Source organism: Candidatus Cyanaurora vandensis (assembly GCF_013285555.1).
In the GTDB taxonomy this organism is placed as follows: Bacteria; Cyanobacteriota; Cyanobacteriia; order Gloeobacterales; family Anthocerotibacteraceae; genus Cyanaurora; species Cyanaurora vandensis.
In genome coordinates, this window is sequence record NZ_JAAXLT010000071.1 from 1 (window position 1) to 17,156 (window position 17,156).

Below are 17,156 nucleotides of genomic sequence, written 5' to 3' on the forward strand. Positions count from 1 at the left end.
GCAGTTAACCGGTATTGGCAGTCGTCGAGTTTAGTAAAACTCATCGGCTAAGGGGCAGGTCACGGCTCCACTATCCGACCCACTCCTCTTGCTCTGCGTAAGTCCTGAGTTTTATTAATCTAAATAGCGGTATGAATCGATAGACAGCGTTGGGGCATCGAGGCTATGTCAAAGATTGTAGGGATTAGTAGCAGAGAATATGTGCCGTCCAAGGCGGGATAGGTTTCACCGTCCGAAAATGACTTCTTCCTGTCCAAAGAGCCAGACCGCCGCTCCAGTGAAAATTCCCCCAACTAAAAGAGTTGCCAGGGTTGCCAGAGCGATAAAGAAACCGTTCACTAGCTCGCCCCGGATGATCTGGAGGATGAGTAACTGTTGTCCGAAGGTGGGAATCAGCATCATCCACCAAGTCGCCTTAATCGGCAGGAACACCAACAACAGACCGGGTAGAGCGGGGACGAGGGGGAGGAGTTGCAGGTAACTTAGGGCTTCGCGGAAGTTGCGGGTGAAGAGCGCGATCAAAATCTGTAGGGCTGCCGCGACGAGGGCAATCGGGAGTGTCACCAAGAAAATCAGGGCCAAACTCAAGGGGCTGAGTTGTACCTGTATCCCCAATTCATCCAAGGGCACAAAGTTGAGCGTGATCCCTAGGGCTAGGACCGTCTCCGCCATCGCCACCGCTGTGAACACCAAAGTCGCCCCCAGTTTGCCGAGGACTAGCTCCCAGCGAGCTAAGGGATTGATTACTAGAGGTTCGAGAGAGCCACGTTCCCGTTCCCCGGCGGTCGTGTCAATCGCCACATACAGCCCCCCCAAAAAAGCCGAAAAAATAATGAAGTACGGCATCGTCCCCAAAAAAACCGCCGCTCGTCCCTGGGGAGTCCCCACATCCACATCTTCAAGAGCTAACGCCTGAATAATCGTCGGGCTCACACCCCGCGCTACTAATCGCAAAGCCCCCACCTGACGGCTGTATTGACGAACCAACTCGCGCACCCGGCCCACGGTGACTTGGGCCGTCTGACGAGTGCGGTCACTGATAATACGGATGGTGGCGGGCTGACCCGCCCGGAAGTCTTTGCCATAGCCCGCCGGGATGACTAGGACTACTTCTAGGTCGCCAGCACGGACTGCGGCTTCGGGGTCGGCGGGGGCGGGGACGACCTTGACCCCGGCCTGCCGGAGAAACGCGACGAGGTGGGGTGCATTTTGGGGTTGGGCTATTGGTAGGCTGAGCAGTTGCTCGGTATTGCGGGTGAAGGTTTTGACTTGGAGGGTGACGAGCAAGACCAAAATCAAGGGGCCGAGGAGAGGCGTGAGCAGGGAAGTTCTCAGGGTGCGCTTGTCACGGAGACTATCAAGGATTTCCTTTTGGAATACGGCTTGGATGCGGTTCATAGCACCAGGCCCTCCTCACTCCCAATCGCCGCCACAAAAGCATCTTCGAGGTTGTCCTGACCTGTGGTCTCGCGCAACTCCTGGGGAGTACCCGCTGCTACCACCCGGCCCTGGGCCATGACCACAATCGTGTCGCAGAGGGCCGCCACCTCCTGCATGACATGACTGGAGAACAAAACGCACTTCCCCTCATCTCGGAAACGGAGAATCAGCGTCCGCAGGGCGCGGGTACTCATCACGTCAAGTCCATTGGTGGGTTCGTCGAGGAGGATATTTTGGGGTTGGTGGACTAGGGCGCGGGCGATGGCGACCTTAAGCCGTTGGCCCTGGGAGAAGCCTTCACAGGGGCGGTCAATAAATTCTTGCATATCTAATAATTTCACCAAGTCCTGGACGGCTGATGCCAGCTCCTCCCCAGCTAACCCGTGGAGTTGCCCGAAATAGCGGATATTCTCACGGGCACTCAAGCGCGGGTAGAGACCCCGGCTATCGGGTAAGGCCCCGATGCGCCGTTGGACTGCCTGGGGCTGGGCGGTGACATCATAACCGTCTACTTCTACCCGGCCCCGGTCTGGTTTGAATACCCCGTAGAGGACCCGCAGGGTGGTGGTTTTGCCCGCGCCATTGGGACCGAGTAGGCCTGTAATCTGCCCATCATGGGCCTGGAAGCTTACGCCTTGGACTGCATTGACTTTTTTAAATGCCTTGTGAAGGTTCTGGACTTCAATCATGGGGCGGGACCTGCCTTATCTAAGAAGAAGGGGACGGCCCGTAGATCCTTGACACAGGCGGTCTCTAAGTCCTTGACCTGACCTTGGCTGATGAAACGGGTGACGATTTTAGGAATGCAACCGCGACTGATGACGATATGGCCCTGACCGGGAGCCACGATATGCAGGCTGTTGGCTAGGGTACGGCTGGCCTGGGTGCCATTGGCGGGGGGAGGAACGGGGTCCACTTCCCCGGAGAGGAGCAGGACTGGGGTACGGGAAGTGACGGGCTTTTTGAAGTCGGGGCTGACTTGACCGCGGGGCCAGTCCCGGCAACCCACGGCCAGGGACTGCGCGCCAAATTCCTGGAAATAGCTTTTACTTTGAACTGGGGGAGTCCCCACGGGGTAAAACGGCACATCCTCAGCACAGACCACGCTGTAAAACATCCCCACACTGATTCCGTCCTGCACTTGACCGCCAATCAAGAGGGTCTGGGCCGCTAGGGTCTGGAGATCTCCGCTCTGGGCGGCGGTGTGAATTAACAAGGGGATCAAGGCGACCGCTTCGGGTACGTAACTGAACAGACGCACCGTGCTGACTAAAGCCGCCCGGTCTACCGTGAGCGGGGTAAGCCGTCCACTGACCGGATGGGGGACAGTGAGACGGCGCGGTTGAGCCGCGAGTTGACGAGCCAAGGTCGTGAACTCCATCCGCACTTGGGGGAATGCTTTTTGGCAGTCGGGGTCCTGTTCACAGCGCGTGAAGATTAGGTCCAAAGCGCGTTGGGCATCCTGAGCCACCGTAAGCCCCAAGGTCCAATCCAGGGGCACGACCCCATCAAGGACTACGGCGCGGACCCGGTCGGGGTAGGTGCGGAGATAGGTCAAGGCGGCGCGGGTCCCGTAGGAGCCGCCGTAGAGATTGATGTGTTCGTAGCCGAGAGCAGCGCGGACGGCCTCTAGGTCCGCCATGGCAATCGAAGTGGTGTATTGGGTCGGGTCCGCCGAGAGTTTCTGGAGACAAGCTTTAAGGTCAGTCGTAGCACAGGTAAGGGGATTGGAACGCCCCGTCCCCCGTTGGTCTACCAGCACGATGTCACGGTCCTGATTAATACGTTCAAAGACCGGAGCTAGGGTCAAAAAAGATTGGGTGGCTGCCTCCCCGGGTCCACCAGGGATGAAAAATAACGGGTCCGCTTGGGGGGCACGGCTGCTGGCGGGTAAGACGGCAAGGTTGAGATCAATTTGACGGCCCAGCCCGGTCGTGCGGTTCTCTGCCACTCGGAACTTGCCACATTTCGCCGCTAATCGCTCTGAGGACCCAGGGGCACGCAGTTGGCAGTCCGTTAACGCAATCGTTGGCTTAGGGGCGGGTTGGGTACAAGCGGTGAGGAGCACAAGGAGCCAACCGTGGACGGTCAGGCGCATGGGAGTCGTGGTGGAATATCTACACAGTGTACTTGCCCTCTCCCCCCAGGTAGGCGGCTGGGGTCAGTTGCTCGTGTTACCTCTGGGTTAGTTTTGCTGGAACCCAGGATGAAAGGACAGACAGCACTCGTCACCGGAGCGAGTTCAGGGATTGGTCGGGCCATCGCACTAGCCTTGGGTCAAGCTGGGGCACAGGTTGTCGTCAATTACCGCTCAAATGCCGAAAAAGCCCAGCAGGTCGTCACAGAAATCATGGACCAAGGGGGCAAAGCGATCGCCCTCGCCGCCGATGTGAGCCAAGAAGAACAGGTCGCCCAACTTTTCGCGGAGACCATCCGGCAGTTTGACAGCCTTGAGCTTTTGGTTAGTAATGCTGGGGTACAACAGGACGCGAAGCTGGTAGACATGACCCTGGCGCAATGGGAGACTGTCCTTGCCAGTAATTTGACTGGGGCTTTTTTGTGTACACGGGCGGCGGCGCGGGAGTTTTTGCGGCAAGGACCACGCCCGGAGTCTAGAGCCTTGGGCAAGATAATTTTTATTAGTTCAGTCCATACGGTCATTCCCTGGGCGGGTCACTGTAATTACGCCGCGAGTAAGGCGGGGTTGGATATGTTTATGAAAAGTGTGGCCCAGGAATTAGCTCCCCAGGGAATACGGGTCAACAGTGTTGCGCCCGGAGCAATTAAAACTCCAATTAACGAAGAGGCTTGGTCTACGCCCGAGGCGGAGGCCGAACTGTTGAAGCTTATTCCCAGTGGACGAGTCGGGGTCGGCGCGGATGTGGCTCAGGCAGTGGTCTGGCTGGCTTCGGAGGCGGCTGATTATGTGCAGGGCACGATTCTGTATGTGGATGGGGGAATGACTTTGTATCCTGAATTCGCTAAGGGAGGTTGAAAATGTTTGATTTAGTGGTATTGGGTTCGGGGGCGGCGGGGTCTACAGTGGCTAAGGCTTGTCGGACTCAGGGTTGGTCGGTTGCGCTGGTGGAAATGCGGCCCTTGGGCGGGACCTGTGCCTTACGGGGTTGCAATCCGAAGAAAGTCCTGGTCGAGACCGCCCAAGCCTTGGCGCGTGTGCGGAGCTTACCGGGGTTGACTGGGGAGGTGGGTTTGGATTGGCCCGCGCTAATGGCTTACAAACGGACCTTCACCGGGCCGATTCCCCCCCAGCGGCAAGCCCAGTATGACGAGTTGGGCATTACGGTCTACCATGGCGCGGCTAGATTCACAGGCGCGACTATGTTGCAGGTGGGGGAGGAGACGATTACTGGACGACATATCCTCATTGCCACCGGGTCTAAACCCGCACCCTTGGGCATTCCTGGGGAAGAATTAGTGACGACCAGCGATGAATTTATGGAGCTCGCTGAGCTACCTAAACGAATTCTATTTATCGGCGGCGGCTATATTTCTCTGGAGTTTGCCCATGTCGCTCGTCAGGCAGGTTGTCAGGTCCAAGTCATTCATGAGGGCGAACGACCCCTAGAACCATTTGACCCGGACTTGGTAGACCTTTTGGTTCAAGCCAGTACGGACCTGGGCATCGAAATCCGCTGTAACACCGAGGTGAAGCGGATTACGAAAGGCGCGGGGGGGCTAATCGTCCATGCCGATGAGGCGGAATTCAACGCTGATCTCGTCGTCCACGGAGCCAGTCGCGCCCCAGATATCCAGGACCTCGACCTTGAGCAAGCCGGAGTTGCTAATGATAAAAAAGGTATCCAAGTCAATGCCTACTTACAGAGTTCCAACCCGCAAGTATGGGCGGCTGGGGACTGCGCGGCGACAGGCTTACCCCAACTAACACCCTTAGCGAATCATCAAGCGCAGGTGGTCGCAGCGAATCTCTTGGGGCAACGGCGAGAATTGCGGATTGAAGCTATTCCCAGTGTGGTTTTCACCATCCCCAACCTAGGGTCTGTGGGTCTCACGGAACAACAAGCTCAAAAGCAGGGGATCGTCTACACCACTCGCTACGAAGATGCTTCAACGTGGTCCTCCACACGAGCGGTAGCCGGGGGAGTCGCTACTTATAAACTCTTGCTCACCGAGGACTATATCCTGGGTGCCCATGCCCTAGGCCCCCACGCCAGTGAAGTAATTAATGTATTGGCCCTAGCCATCCAAGCCAAAATCAAGACTGCCGACCTCAAGGAATTCCTCTTTGCCTACCCCACTGGGGCCTCGGACTTAGCCTACTTGCTCTAGGGACGGGTTATGGCAAAATACAAATTATGCAACTTATCCCGCCGCGTTCCCGTCCAGTCAAGCCTTTCTTAAAGTGGGCCGGGGGGAAAGGTCAGCTTTTGAAAACCATTGACACCTATCTTCCTTTAGAACTAAAAAAGGGGAATATAAAATCCTATGTTGAACCATTTTTAGGTGGGGGAGCCGTCTTTTTTTACGTTGCTCAGCATTATCCTTGCGAAGAGTTTTATTTATTTGATGTGAATAATGAACTTATCAAAGCATACATAGTAGTTCAGCAGCACGTGGATGAGCTCATCGAGGAACTAAAAAAAATTGAATATGAATACCTTGCTCTTTCACCCGACGCGCGAGAATCTTATTACTACGCTGTGCGCTACCGATATAATGAGTCGCACCTCAATAATATATCCACTCATAATATATCCACTTCCTATTCGACTTGTGTAGAACAAGTTTCTCGGTTAATTTTCATGAATAAAACTTGTTTTAACGGCTTATTTAGAGTCAATTCAAAAGGCGGTTTTAACGTTCCTTTTGGAGATTATGCAAACCCAACTATATGCGATGTTGAAAATCTTACCAATGCTTCAAGATTACTTCGTGGCGTAATCATTAAGTGTTGTGATTTCTCCAAGTCTGTAGAGTTTGCATCTTCTACTTCATTTTTTTATTTAGACCCGCCGTATCGCCCTGTCAGTAAGACTGCCAGTTTTAAAGCTTACGCTAAGATTGATTTTAATGATGAAGAACAAATTCGACTAGGGATATTTTGTGAAAAAATTAGTCATCTAGGTGTAAAGCTAATGCTCAGTAATTCAGACCCTACAAATGCAGATGAACTAGATAATTTCTTCGGTAAACTATACTCAGAATTCAACCTGTGCCGTGTCAACGCTACTCGGATGATAAACTCAAAAGGTAGTAAAAGAGGTGTAATTCGTGAGATTCTGGTAACTAATTACTTATTGGAGAAAAGAGATTAATGGAAAGGAAGAAGCCGGGGGTATTTCATGCTGCGTGACAACATCACTAAGAGCAACCTAGTTGCCGCCCTACAGGACCTAGCCAACCGCTTAGGGTGGGCCAAAGACAAGGCTAAAGCCAAGCTTGTGGGTAAAGATAAGGACTTGGCTAACCGTGAACAAAGATGGGCTAGGCTTTCTTGACGCGCTCGAAGCCCTCAGACCCCAGCGAGACAGTAGGGGACTAATCACGGTAGATCCTAAAGAGGGCCTACCTATACTTGAAAAGAAGACCTTTCCACGGTGGCAGCGGCGGCGGGGGAGTTACTGATATTCGATAATCCCCCGACCCCAGAGGCGGTATTTATGGCGGTTCCCCGGTTGGCAGCCCCAGCCGAAGCTTACCTAAAGATCATCTTTAACGAGACAGAAACCAAGATAGCCAATATGTCAGAGATAACTATCCCTAACCCGGTGGCAGACGTTACCCGTGAGTTACTGCTATCCGTGTGTAAGTCCAGAGAACCCGGCGCGTGGCGGTGCGTACTGGAGCTAAAGGACGGGCGGCACTTGGTAGGGTGATTCCGGTCTGAGGAGGCGGGTAAAAGCTACTTAGCAAAAGTCGCCACACTGACCGGGACCGGGGACTTTTGGGCAACGCACACAGCAAAAGGTCGTGGCCCGGAAAAATCTGACGGGAAAAGACTATACCCGGTACGCGCTTACCTAAAAAAAGCGGACGGCTCAAAGTTGGAACAACCCATAGACCTCAGACCCTCGGGGACGGCTCCAGCCCCCTAGTGGTGACAGAGAGAGCCAGGACAACCGACGGCCCGTCACCACCAAACCTATAACTGGGGATTCAAGTTAGCGCGTCGCCGGGTCTATACCCAAACGTTCGGCATATGCAGAGATGTCGCGCTGGAGGTCCTGTAACTGCTTGAGGATGGTCCTCGTCCGCTCGTCCTGACTGAGTGCAGTTGGCAAGGGGGCGAGTAAGGCGGAGGATGAATTCATAGCTCATGTAGGAAAGGATTGCCCCTATTATTCCCTGGAGCGTTTTGCCTACCCTGTAACCATCAACACTTCACATAGCTAGCCTGGATCACCTGTTGTGGGTCGCCAACCGTAGACCGGCTTTTTCAGCATACCGATGTAGATCTAGATGGAGTGCATCCAAGAGCTCAAAGACCGTGGGGGTAGCGGGAAGGTCGGTCTGTTGGTCCCGGCTGGAAACAATAAGCTGCTTTTCTTTTAATTCAAGCTGTTTCATGGGTGCCATCCTTCCTTGCCTTGGTGAATTACCTAGCCCATATTTCACTACCCCACCTAGGTCTGTCTGTGCTTTATCTCACAGAATCAACCCAAATTTAGGATAACTGTCACGTTTTAGTGTGCCAATTATCGTTTTTACGGGGATCAGGCATGGTATGGTACCCAAACCTGTCTTAGTGGCATCACCTTAGGTTCAATTCTACATATAACGTTAAGAAGTTCGATAAGTTGATTCATAGAAGCTAGGCAGAGGAAACTGTTCATTTCCCCTAGGATGGAGGAAAGACCGAGAACTGGCATGGGCGGCACGAATCCTTACATTGGCGAGGCGGAGTACACGCTTCCAGACCAGAAATACACCATTACGTTTGCCAACACAGGGGTAAAGGTGGAGGTGGACCCCGACTGCTTGCCCTACGGTCACAATGGTCTGCCGGGGAGTATCCTCGATATTGCTTTGGGTCATGGGATAGATATTGATCACGCCTGCGGTGGGGTATGTGCTTGCTCCACCTGTCATGTCTTTGTGCGCGAGGGGATGACGGCTTGTAATCCGGCCTCTGAGGATGAGGAGGATATGTTAGATAACGCTCCTCATCTCATGATGGGGAAGTCGCGGCTGGCCTGTCAGTGTGTCCCGGATAGGACACGGGACATCGTGGTGGAAGTCCCCGACTGGAACCGGAACTTGGTCAAGGAAGTGCATTCTTGAGGCCAACCCTGATCCGTGTATTATGCTTCTGTCACTCCGGGGAAACGGGATGAAGATTTTTGTTTATCACACACCAGAGCTCGTACCCACCCAGAGCTTGCCGGATTGCGCTGTGGTTATTGATGTCCTGCGGGCCACTTCCACGATTGCCACGGCCTTACACAATGGAGCAGCGGGTATCCGGGCTTTCGCGGACCTAGAGGAGTTGCAACAGACAGCGGCGAGTTTTGCGCTGGGGACCTGTCTGAAGGCGGGAGAGCGTGGCGGAAAAGGCGTGCCGGGTTTTGAGATGGGGAACTCGCCCTTTGAGTACACGCCTGAGCGGGTCACAGGGAAGCGGATTTTGATGAGCACCACCAACGGTACCCGTGCCCTCCAAGCGGTTCAGAAGACGACCGTGGTCATTACAGCGGCTTTTATTAACCTCGGCGTGGTCCGCAATTTCCTTAAACAAGAAGAGTTCCAGACCGTCTGGCTGGTCGGTTCGGGCTGGGAGGGTAGTTATTCCCTCGAAGACACGGGCTGTGCGGGGGCGGTGGCCTGGGAACTAGGGGAGCCGGGGAATGATGAGACGGTTGCCGCCTGTGCGCTCTATGGTCAGTGGCAAGGGGACCTGTTGGGATTACTGAAACAGGCGAGCCACGGTCAACGGTTACTGGGGCTGGGGTGCTTAGAAGACCTCAAGTATTGTGCCGATGCGGGGCGGTTGAACGTGTTGCCCCGGCAGAATGATGAAGGATATTTGGTGGGGACTTACCTATGACACGGCTCAGCCAGAGTTTCTTTGTGACCCAGCGCGAGGCTCCCAACGATGCGGTAGCCCTCAGCCACCAATTGTTGTTGCGGGGGGGGTACATCCGGGCCTTGGGTCAGACGGCGGGACTTTACACCTACGGGCCGCTCCTCTGGCGAGTCATTCAGAAGATTGAACGAATTATCCGGGCAGAGTTGGACAGCATCCATGCCCAAGAATGCCTCCTGCCTCAGTTACACCCCGCCGAGATCTGGAAGGCTTCCGGGCGGTGGGAGGTCTACCGGGCGGAGGGGCTGATGTTTACGCTCAAGGACGGTACTGGGGAGCAAGCAAGGGAATACGGGCTGGGGCCGACCCATGAAGAAGCGGTCTGTGACTTTGTGTTGGGGAGTCTGACCACCTATCGGCAACTGCCCTTCACGCTCTACCAAATCCAAACGAAGTTTCGCAATGAGCGTAGGCCCCGGTTTGGGCTGATGCGCGGTCGTGAATTCATCATGAAGGATGCCTACTCGTTCCACGCCAATGAGGAAAGTCTCAAGGCGACCTATCGGGATATGTACGGAGTGTACACCCGGATTTTTGAACGGACGGGGCTTAATTTTCGGGCGGTGGAAGCGGATTCCGGGGCGATTGGTGGGTCGGGGAGCCATGAGTTTATGGCCCTAGCCGAGATTGGCGAGGACACGATCCTCTATTGCGACGAGGCGAATTATGCTGCCAACGTCGAAAAAGCCCGTTCTCTACCGCCAGCAGCAGTTCCTGCGGCGAATCCTGGTCCTCGTGAGAAAGTCGCCACACCGGGTCTCAAAACTGGCCAACAACAGGCGGAACGCCTAGGCATAGATGTCACCCAGATTGTTAAAAATATTCTCTACTTGGCCCTCAAGGACGGCCAAGAGTTCCCGGTCTTGGTCAGTATCCGGGGCGACCGTCAGGTGAATGAGACCAAGGTCAAAAACCAAGTCCAAGCGTTGGACCTGCGTTTACCCTCAGAAACAGAGGTTCTCGCCCTGACAGGTGTACCCACGGGCTTCCTAGGACCCAATGCCTTGAAAACGGGCGTACATTTAGTAGACCCCACGGCGGCTGAGTTGCGGTTCTTCAGCACGGGTTGTAACGAGCCGGACTACCACTGGACTGCCGCCAATTGGCATGAGGACGGGTTAACCCTGGGGAGGGTGGTGGATGTGGACATGGCTCAAGCGGGCGATCGGTGCCATCTTTTGCCTACCGCATTCCTAAAGAGTGCCAAAGGCATTGAACTGGGTCATATTTTTCAGTTGGGAACCAAGTACTCCCAGCCCATGGGCGTGACTTTCGCGGATGAGACGGGCGTTCCCCAACCTGTGCTTATGGGTTGCTACGGAATTGGGGTTTCACGGTTGGCGGCGGCTTTAGTGGAGCAGTCCCACGACGCGGACGGCATCATCTGGCCTGTTGCCATCGCCCCTTACCATGTCCATCTCGTCATTCCCAATCTCAACGACCAAGACCAGCAACGGTTTGCTCAGAAGGTTTACCGAGACCTGCGCGACTTCGGGGTTGAGGTCTTACTTGATGACCGGGACGAGCGGGCGGGGGTGAAGTTTAAGGATGCGGACCTAATTGGTTTACCCTACCGTTTGACCGTGGGCCGGGACTTGAAGGCGGGGTTTGTGGAAGTCCGTGACCGTCGGACGGGTAAGACGGAGAAGGCCCCGGTCAATGAAGTGGTGAGTTATCTGGTGGGTCTGATCCGCGAGGGCGGGGCTGACACCGTTCCCCCGCTAGGCTAGAAGTAGCACTCTTGGGGGCGACCATGGCACACTTCACCCAACGCCGCGCTGAGAACGTAGTGGGCGATCTCTACGTGGACCACACCTGTATTGACTGTGACACCTGTCGTTGGATGGCCCCGGAGATTTACCGCCGGGTGAATGGGTTATCCGCAGTCCACCACCAACCCACCAACGAGCAAGAACGCCTAGCGGCCCTCCAAGCTCTCTTGGCCTGTCCCACTGCCTCCATCGGAACCGTCGCTCCGCCCCAGGATATCAAAGCTGCCCAGTCCAGTTTTCCGGTGGCGATTGCGGGTCCAGTCTCCCATTGCGGGTATCACAGTGAAGATTCCTACGGCGCGGCGAGTTATTTGATCCAGCGGCCCGGGGGCAATGTGCTGGTGGATTCGCCCCGCTTCGCCGCCCCTTTGGTCAAGCGTCTGGAAGCCTTGGGTGGCTTGCAGTATTTGTATCTGACCCACCGTGACGATGTGGCGGACCACCAACGGTTCCACGACCACTTTGGCTGTGAACGGATTTTGCACCAAGACGACATCACGACCGATACTCGCGCCGTGGAACATATCCTGACCGGGACTGAGCCCATCCAATTTACGACTGACCTGACGATCCTGCCCGTGCCCGGTCACACCCGGGGCCACACGGTCTTGCTCTTTCAAGAATTTCTGTTCACGGGCGATCACTTGGCTTGGTTTGAGACGGAGCAACAGTTACGTGCTTTTCGGGGAGCCTGTTGGTACTCTTGGCCTGAGTTGGTGGCGTCGAGTCGTCGTCTCCTAAATTACGAATTCACCTGGGTCCTGCCCGGTCACGGCAGACGTTACCAAGCTCCCAATTTCATGGTCATGCACGAAAAACTTGTTGAAGGTCTCGCCTGGATGGAGACGGTTTGACGTTAGTGGTTGCCGTGGTCTCATCCTAGGGAGTAGGATAGGCACAGTTACCTGTCAATCTCCTGCACCACGTACTCCTGGAGTCCCGCTTGCTTTATCCCACGGGCAACAAAGAATGTAATCCGGGGGTTTGGGGAGAGGAAGCTGGGAATGGAGCAGAGGTTTTGCTAATCAAGGTTTTCTGTCACAGCCTACGCATCGGTCAGACCAGAGTGCAAAGCTCTTGGGCAGCGGCCCGTGCTGAAGTGGTACTGAATTTGATATCCCTTGCTGGGGCACCGGAAGCAGTTTAACTGCTCGTTAGCCCAAACTTTGAACGGTCTATACCAGCTTTACAACCACACGTCGAAGGACAACTGATTTATGGCATTGACCAACACGAACGGGGCCTCCTCCGTACAGATTATTTCCATGGGTGGCTTGGGTGAAATCGGAAAGAACACTTGGCTCTTCCGTTATGAAGACGAGATTTTGATGCTGGATGGGGGGCTGTCGTTCCCCTCCTCCGAGATGCTCGGGGTGAATATCGTTCTCCCGGATATGACTTGGCTCCAGGAAAACCAGGAAAAAATTGTGGGCATGGTCGTCACCCACGGGCATGAGGACCACATCGGCGGTATCCCTTACCACCTGCAACGCTTGACGATTCCCCGGATCTGGGGACCACGCCTCGCGATGTCGCTCTTGGAAGGCAAGCTCAAGGAGACTGGGCTTTTGGGCCGGGTTAATATCACGCGGGTTGGTCCCCGTGACAAGATCCGGGCAGGTCGCTATTTCGAGGTGGAGTATATTCACAACACCCACTCGATTGCCGACAGCTATACCCTCGCCATCACCACTCCCGCTGGCGTGATTATCCACTCTGGGGACTTCAAGTTTGACCATACTCCGGTGGACGGTCGGACCTTCGACTACCAACGGTTAGCGGAATACGGCGAGAAGGGCGTGATGTGCCTCATCTCGGATTCCACCAACGCTGAAGTCCCAGGATTCACGCCCTCAGAGCGGGCCGTTTTCCCGAACTTGGACCGCGAATTTGCCGCTGCCAAGGGCCGGATTATCCTGACGACCTTCGCCTCCTCGATTCACCGGGTCAACATGACCCTGCAACTAGCGCAGAAGCATAACCGGGTAGTGTCAGTCCTCGGGCGTTCGATGCTCAACGTAATGGCGACCGCCAAGCAATTGGGCTTCATCACCTACCCGGAAGAACTACTGCAACCGATCCACGTCTGCCGTACTCTGCCCGATAACCAAGTCCTAATCTTGACCACGGGTTCGCAGGGTGAGCCGTTGGCAGCGATGACCCGGATCGCTAAGGGTGAACACAAACAGGTCTCGATCAAGCAGGGCGACACGGTAATTTTCTCGGCGAACCCAATTCCCGGCAACACGATCCCCGTGGTGCGGACGATTGACAAGCTGATGGAACTCGGTGCCCAGGTCATCTACGGCAAAGAGAAGGGGATTCACGTCTCCGGTCACGGTGCGCAGGAAGACCACAAGATGATGCTGGCCCTGACCAAACCCAAATTCTTCTTCCCGGCCCACGGTGAATTGCGGATGCTGCGTGCCCATGCCCGCACCGCGATGTCTATGGGGGTCCCCGAAGAACGGATTGTGATTGCGATGAACGGCGATGTGATTGCCGTCTCAGCCAACGAGATTAAAGTCGTGGACCGCGTGCGCTCTGGGGTTGAGTTACTCGACAGCTCCCGCGTCGGGATTGTTGAACCCACAGTTCTCAAGGACCGTCAACGCATCTCCGAAGAGGGCATGGTTGTGGTCGCCGTGGCGGTCAACAACCAGGGTCAGATCCTCGCTGCACCCTCGGTGACCGTCCGGGCTGTCGCTCGGACGCCAGGGATGCAAAAACTGGAGCAAGACCTCGCCCAAACCACCGGTATGACCGTCCTCAACGGTTGGTCTACCTTTGCTCGGGCCGGGGGCGTGGACTGGGAAGGTCTGCGCGTTGCGATCGAGAAGGCGGTCCAAGTTAAGCTCCGCAACTACTTACCGAGCCGCCCCTTGGTCTTGATTCAACTCCAGACAACGGGCGGTCCTATTACCACGACTGCACCGGAACTACCCGCTCTGGCCCTCGCTATGGCGATCGCACCCGAGCCCGTGGCTCCGCCTAGTTTGGAGGGGCGCATCCGCCGCCGCCGCACTGAAGTCGCCCCTGGGTAAGCTGAGTTGAAGTATCCCCTCGCGCTTAGCGGGGGGATTTTACTTAGGTACGAGTAGACCAGCGAGTAAGATGAAAAAGCTGACTTCGTATCTTGTATGACCCTTTCCCAGCCAGATGCTGAGCAAGAACCCCTCGCCACAACAACCCTAGAAGACGAATTCCCCGATGAAGTGGAAATGTCCCTCCTCGACCACTTGGGTGAGTTGCGGGGGCGGTTATTTTGGGCGGTGGGGAGTGTGGTGGTCACGACAGTGGGTTGCTTTGTCTTTACTGAACCGCTACTACGTTTCCTTCAGCAGCCTGCTCTCACTTTGGGCGTCAAGTTTATCCAGACCACACCGGGCGAGATCTTCTTTGCTTCCTTGAGTGTGGCGGCCTACTGCGGGATTTTGCTGGCTTCCCCGGTGGTCTTATTTCAAGTTATTCAATTTGTCTTGCCGGGATTGAGTCGTCGGGAGCAGCGGTTTGTCAAACCCGTGGTGGCGGCCTCGGGGGTTTTATTTCTGATTGGTTTAGCCTTTGCGCGTTATGTCTTGATCCCAGCGGCTCTTAACTTCTTTGTCGGCTACGGTGAGTCTATTGCCGAACAGAACTACACCATCGGGGCCTATTTTAACTTTGTGTTTGTCTTGATGCTGGGTACGGGGGCAATTTTTCAGTTGCCGATTCTCCAGGTCGGTTTGGGGCTGGCGGGGGTAATCAACTCCACGCGGATGTGGAAGCTCTGGCGGTATGTGATTCTGGTTTCCTTTGTGATTGGGGCGGTGGTTACGCCCTCGACGGACCCCTTGACCCAAACCTATCTCTCGGCGGCGGTTTTTGTCCTCTATGCCCTCGGGGTCGGGGTCTTGAAGCTGTTGGGCCGCTGATGAGCCCATTTTTGGGCTTGGTGGGGGACCCGGTAGGCCATAGTTTGTCTCCGGTGATGCACAATGCGGCCTTGGCACATTTGGCCTGGGCCTGGGTATATCTGCCTTTTCAGGTTCCCAGTGCTGAACTAGAAGCGGCAGTACGTGGGTTGTGGAGCTTGGGTTGTCGGGGGTTCAACGTTACGATTCCCCATAAACAGACGGTTATTCCCTACTTAGCTGGGCTGAGTGAGGCGGCAATGAAGCTGGGCGCGGTCAATACCGTGGTCCGTACCCCGGCGGGTTGGTGGGGCGAGAACACGGATTATCTAGGCTTTGTGGCCCCCCTCAAGACCTTAATTCAGCGGGAACACGCGCTCATCCTCGGTAGTGGCGGCGCGGCCCGGGCGGCAATCTATGGCTGTCAACAGTTGGGTTTCTCGTCTATGACCGTCTGGGGCCGTAACTCGGCGGCTCTCCAACAACTCCAGCGTGACTTTCCCACTATTCAACCCCTGACCGTCCTCACCCCAGCGGTTTTGAACCGGACTAGTCTCGTCGCTAACAGTACGCCCTTCGGCATGGCGGGTCATCCCCAGGCCCTCGCTTCGCCCCTCACAGACCTTGAAATGAACCTCCTCCCGGCGAATTGCTGGGTCTACGACCTGGTTTACACGCCGAGCATTACTCCATTACTCCAACAGGCTAGCCAGCGGGGACTCAGGATTGAGGGGGGGCTGGGGATGTTGGTGGAGCAGGCGGCCCAAGCCTTGACCCTGTGGACCCAGACCCCCGCGCCGACGGAATTGATGCGGACGGCGGCGGCCCATCAATTGCAACTAACAAAAACGGACCTTGCTGGTCCAGTAATTGCACCGGAGTCACCCGCTCGACCATCGTGAGGTCTATTTGGCGGACAATCATCTGCACTGGGCGGTTGCCTAGAGACACTAACAACTGCTGGAGTTCTTCTTCATCGGCTGGATTATAGAAGGCACGACGGGCATAAAAGGGCGGAACGTAGGTTCTGGGACCGAAGAAAACCAGCGCGGCAGGATTGTCCTTGAGTCCACGCAGCATGGTGATGGTACTGCCCTGGGCGTAGTCTCCGAAACGTTGGATGTGAGAGAACCAGACAAGGTTGACGGTCATCAGGGTCGCCCCTCCCAAGACCGCGACCCCCCGTCGAATTTGCTTCCCCGCTAGGAGCCACCCCCCCACTATCGTGCCCAGCCACAATAAAGCACCGGGTAGATAGGTCCAGATGGGCCAAGTAACGGGCAAGTTGATGTAGGCCAAGGCTAGGGGGTCGTCCTTGAGATATGGATACAACAGATCAATATGCTGCCCGACATAGGTGACCAAGCTCGGCACCGCCCCCAGCAAAATCCCGGTCAACCCTAAACAGCCCAACTCCAGCGGGTGAGGGCGTTGGCGGCGACTAATTAGGTAATCCAGGCGCAGGGCAGCGAAGAAACTCCCCGGTAGGTACAGCAGTGAGGTGTAATGGGGCAGTTTGGTCTGGACCACCAATGAGAAGATGAGCAACACCACCGCGAACCAGACCAAGGCGAGGTCCTTAAAACGTCTCAGGGGTTCCTCCACCTTGAGAGCCATCCCGCTGACCGTGAAGACAGCAAAGGGAAAGCAACCTAGACCAAAGACGATTAAATGATAGAAATAAGACCCAGGATGCCCGTCACTTGAAGCCGTAATCCGCCGTTGGTACTGAAGAAACGACTCTACAAACCAAGGTCCGTGGATCAGCGTCTCAGCAGCAAACCAACTACCAGCCAGAGCCAACGTTCCCAGCACGAAAGCCAAGAGCCCACCCAGGGAAGGCAAGGGTTTACGGTGCCAAAGCTTGTAGAGGACAAAAATACTCCCGACGAGAACCAGAGCTGAGGGTCCCTTAGTCGTCACCGCCAACCCCAGAGCCAGAGCCGCCCCCGCCGCCCCCCACCAACTTTGCGTCTGGTCCCAGATAAA

At 55.5% G+C, this 17,156-nt stretch carries 17 protein-coding genes; 12 read left to right on the top strand and 5 right to left on the bottom strand.

Annotated features, from left to right (window positions below; all coding sequences use genetic code 11):
* Positions 1–225: 225 nt before the first annotated feature.
* Genes HFM78_RS04475 through HFM78_RS04485 form a run of 3 tightly spaced genes read right to left on the bottom strand, consistent with a single transcriptional unit; the run spans position 226 to position 3,538 of the window.
* Positions 226–1,398: an ABC transporter permease gene (locus HFM78_RS04475; RefSeq protein ID WP_287128224.1), complete on the bottom strand. Its 1,173-nt coding sequence runs from the start codon at positions 1,396–1,398 to the stop codon at positions 226–228.
* A complete protein-coding gene (locus HFM78_RS04480) occupies positions 1,395–2,129 on the bottom strand; it encodes an ATP-binding cassette domain-containing protein (RefSeq protein WP_287128225.1) in 735 nt (244 codons plus the stop codon). The genes HFM78_RS04475 and HFM78_RS04480 overlap by 4 nt, the downstream gene beginning before the upstream one ends.
* On the bottom strand, positions 2,126–3,538 hold the full coding sequence (locus HFM78_RS04485; protein ID WP_287128226.1) for an alpha/beta fold hydrolase: 1,413 nt from the start codon (positions 3,536–3,538) through the stop codon (positions 2,126–2,128). The genes HFM78_RS04480 and HFM78_RS04485 overlap by 4 nt, the downstream gene beginning before the upstream one ends.
* A gap of 108 nt (positions 3,539–3,646) precedes the next feature.
* Here HFM78_RS04485 and HFM78_RS04490 point away from each other — a divergent pair, with 108 nt between their 5' ends.
* The 5 genes from HFM78_RS04490 to HFM78_RS04510 all read left to right on the top strand — a co-directional run bounded on the left by HFM78_RS04490 (position 3,647) and on the right by HFM78_RS04510 (position 7,295).
* On the top strand, positions 3,647–4,435 hold the full coding sequence (locus HFM78_RS04490) for a glucose 1-dehydrogenase (RefSeq protein WP_287128227.1): 789 nt from the start codon (positions 3,647–3,649) through the stop codon (positions 4,433–4,435).
* A 2-nt stretch (positions 4,436–4,437) separates the two neighbouring features.
* Positions 4,438–5,748: an NAD(P)/FAD-dependent oxidoreductase gene (locus HFM78_RS04495; protein ID WP_287128228.1), complete on the top strand. Its 1,311-nt coding sequence runs from the start codon at positions 4,438–4,440 to the stop codon at positions 5,746–5,748.
* Between the two features lie 26 nt (positions 5,749–5,774).
* Positions 5,775–6,734, top strand: coding sequence for a DNA adenine methylase (locus tag HFM78_RS04500; RefSeq protein WP_287128229.1), 960 nt, complete (start codon positions 5,775–5,777; stop codon positions 6,732–6,734).
* Between the two features lie 27 nt (positions 6,735–6,761).
* Positions 6,762–6,917 carry a hypothetical protein gene (locus HFM78_RS04505; RefSeq protein ID WP_287128230.1) on the top strand — a complete coding sequence of 52 codons (156 nt, stop codon included), beginning with the start codon at positions 6,762–6,764 and terminating at the stop codon, positions 6,915–6,917.
* Between the two features lie 99 nt (positions 6,918–7,016).
* On the top strand, positions 7,017–7,295 hold the full coding sequence (locus tag HFM78_RS04510; protein ID WP_287128231.1) for a hypothetical protein: 279 nt from the start codon (positions 7,017–7,019) through the stop codon (positions 7,293–7,295).
* Positions 7,296–7,580: 285 nt separating this feature from the next.
* On the opposite strand, the gene HFM78_RS04515 is transcribed toward HFM78_RS04510, so the two are convergent.
* Complete coding sequence (locus HFM78_RS04515) at positions 7,581–7,730, bottom strand: hypothetical protein (RefSeq protein WP_287128232.1); 150 nt, start codon at positions 7,728–7,730, stop codon at positions 7,581–7,583.
* An 88-nt stretch (positions 7,731–7,818) separates the two neighbouring features.
* The gene (locus HFM78_RS04520; protein WP_287128233.1) at positions 7,819–7,986 is read right to left on the bottom strand and encodes a hypothetical protein; all 168 of its coding nucleotides are present in this window, start codon (positions 7,984–7,986) and stop codon (positions 7,819–7,821) included.
* Positions 7,987–8,286: 300 nt separating this feature from the next.
* Between HFM78_RS04520 and HFM78_RS04525 the strand changes: the two genes are divergently transcribed.
* The 7 genes from HFM78_RS04525 to HFM78_RS04555 all read left to right on the top strand — a co-directional run bounded on the left by HFM78_RS04525 (position 8,287) and on the right by HFM78_RS04555 (position 16,069).
* On the top strand, positions 8,287–8,700 hold the full coding sequence (locus HFM78_RS04525; protein ID WP_287128234.1) for a 2Fe-2S iron-sulfur cluster-binding protein: 414 nt from the start codon (positions 8,287–8,289) through the stop codon (positions 8,698–8,700).
* Positions 8,701–8,749: 49 nt separating this feature from the next.
* Complete coding sequence (locus HFM78_RS04530; protein WP_287128235.1) at positions 8,750–9,463, top strand: 2-phosphosulfolactate phosphatase family protein; 714 nt, start codon at positions 8,750–8,752, stop codon at positions 9,461–9,463.
* Positions 9,460–11,232 carry a proline--tRNA ligase gene (locus HFM78_RS04535; RefSeq protein ID WP_287128236.1) on the top strand — a complete coding sequence of 591 codons (1,773 nt, stop codon included), beginning with the start codon at positions 9,460–9,462 and terminating at the stop codon, positions 11,230–11,232. Before HFM78_RS04530 ends, HFM78_RS04535 begins: the two co-directional genes overlap by 4 nt.
* A 23-nt stretch (positions 11,233–11,255) precedes the next feature.
* On the top strand, positions 11,256–12,128 hold the full coding sequence (locus tag HFM78_RS04540; RefSeq protein ID WP_287128237.1) for an MBL fold metallo-hydrolase: 873 nt from the start codon (positions 11,256–11,258) through the stop codon (positions 12,126–12,128).
* Between the two features lie 363 nt (positions 12,129–12,491).
* A complete protein-coding gene (locus tag HFM78_RS04545; RefSeq protein ID WP_287128238.1) occupies positions 12,492–14,318 on the top strand; it encodes a ribonuclease J in 1,827 nt (608 codons plus the stop codon).
* A gap of 96 nt (positions 14,319–14,414) precedes the next feature.
* Entirely contained in the window at positions 14,415–15,188 is a 774-nt protein-coding gene (gene tatC, locus HFM78_RS04550) for a twin-arginine translocase subunit TatC (protein ID WP_287128239.1), read from the top strand.
* Entirely contained in the window at positions 15,188–16,069 is an 882-nt protein-coding gene (locus HFM78_RS04555) for a shikimate dehydrogenase (RefSeq protein WP_287128240.1), read from the top strand. Before tatC ends, HFM78_RS04555 begins: the two co-directional genes overlap by 1 nt.
* Positions 16,070–17,156 lie beyond the last annotated feature (1,087 nt).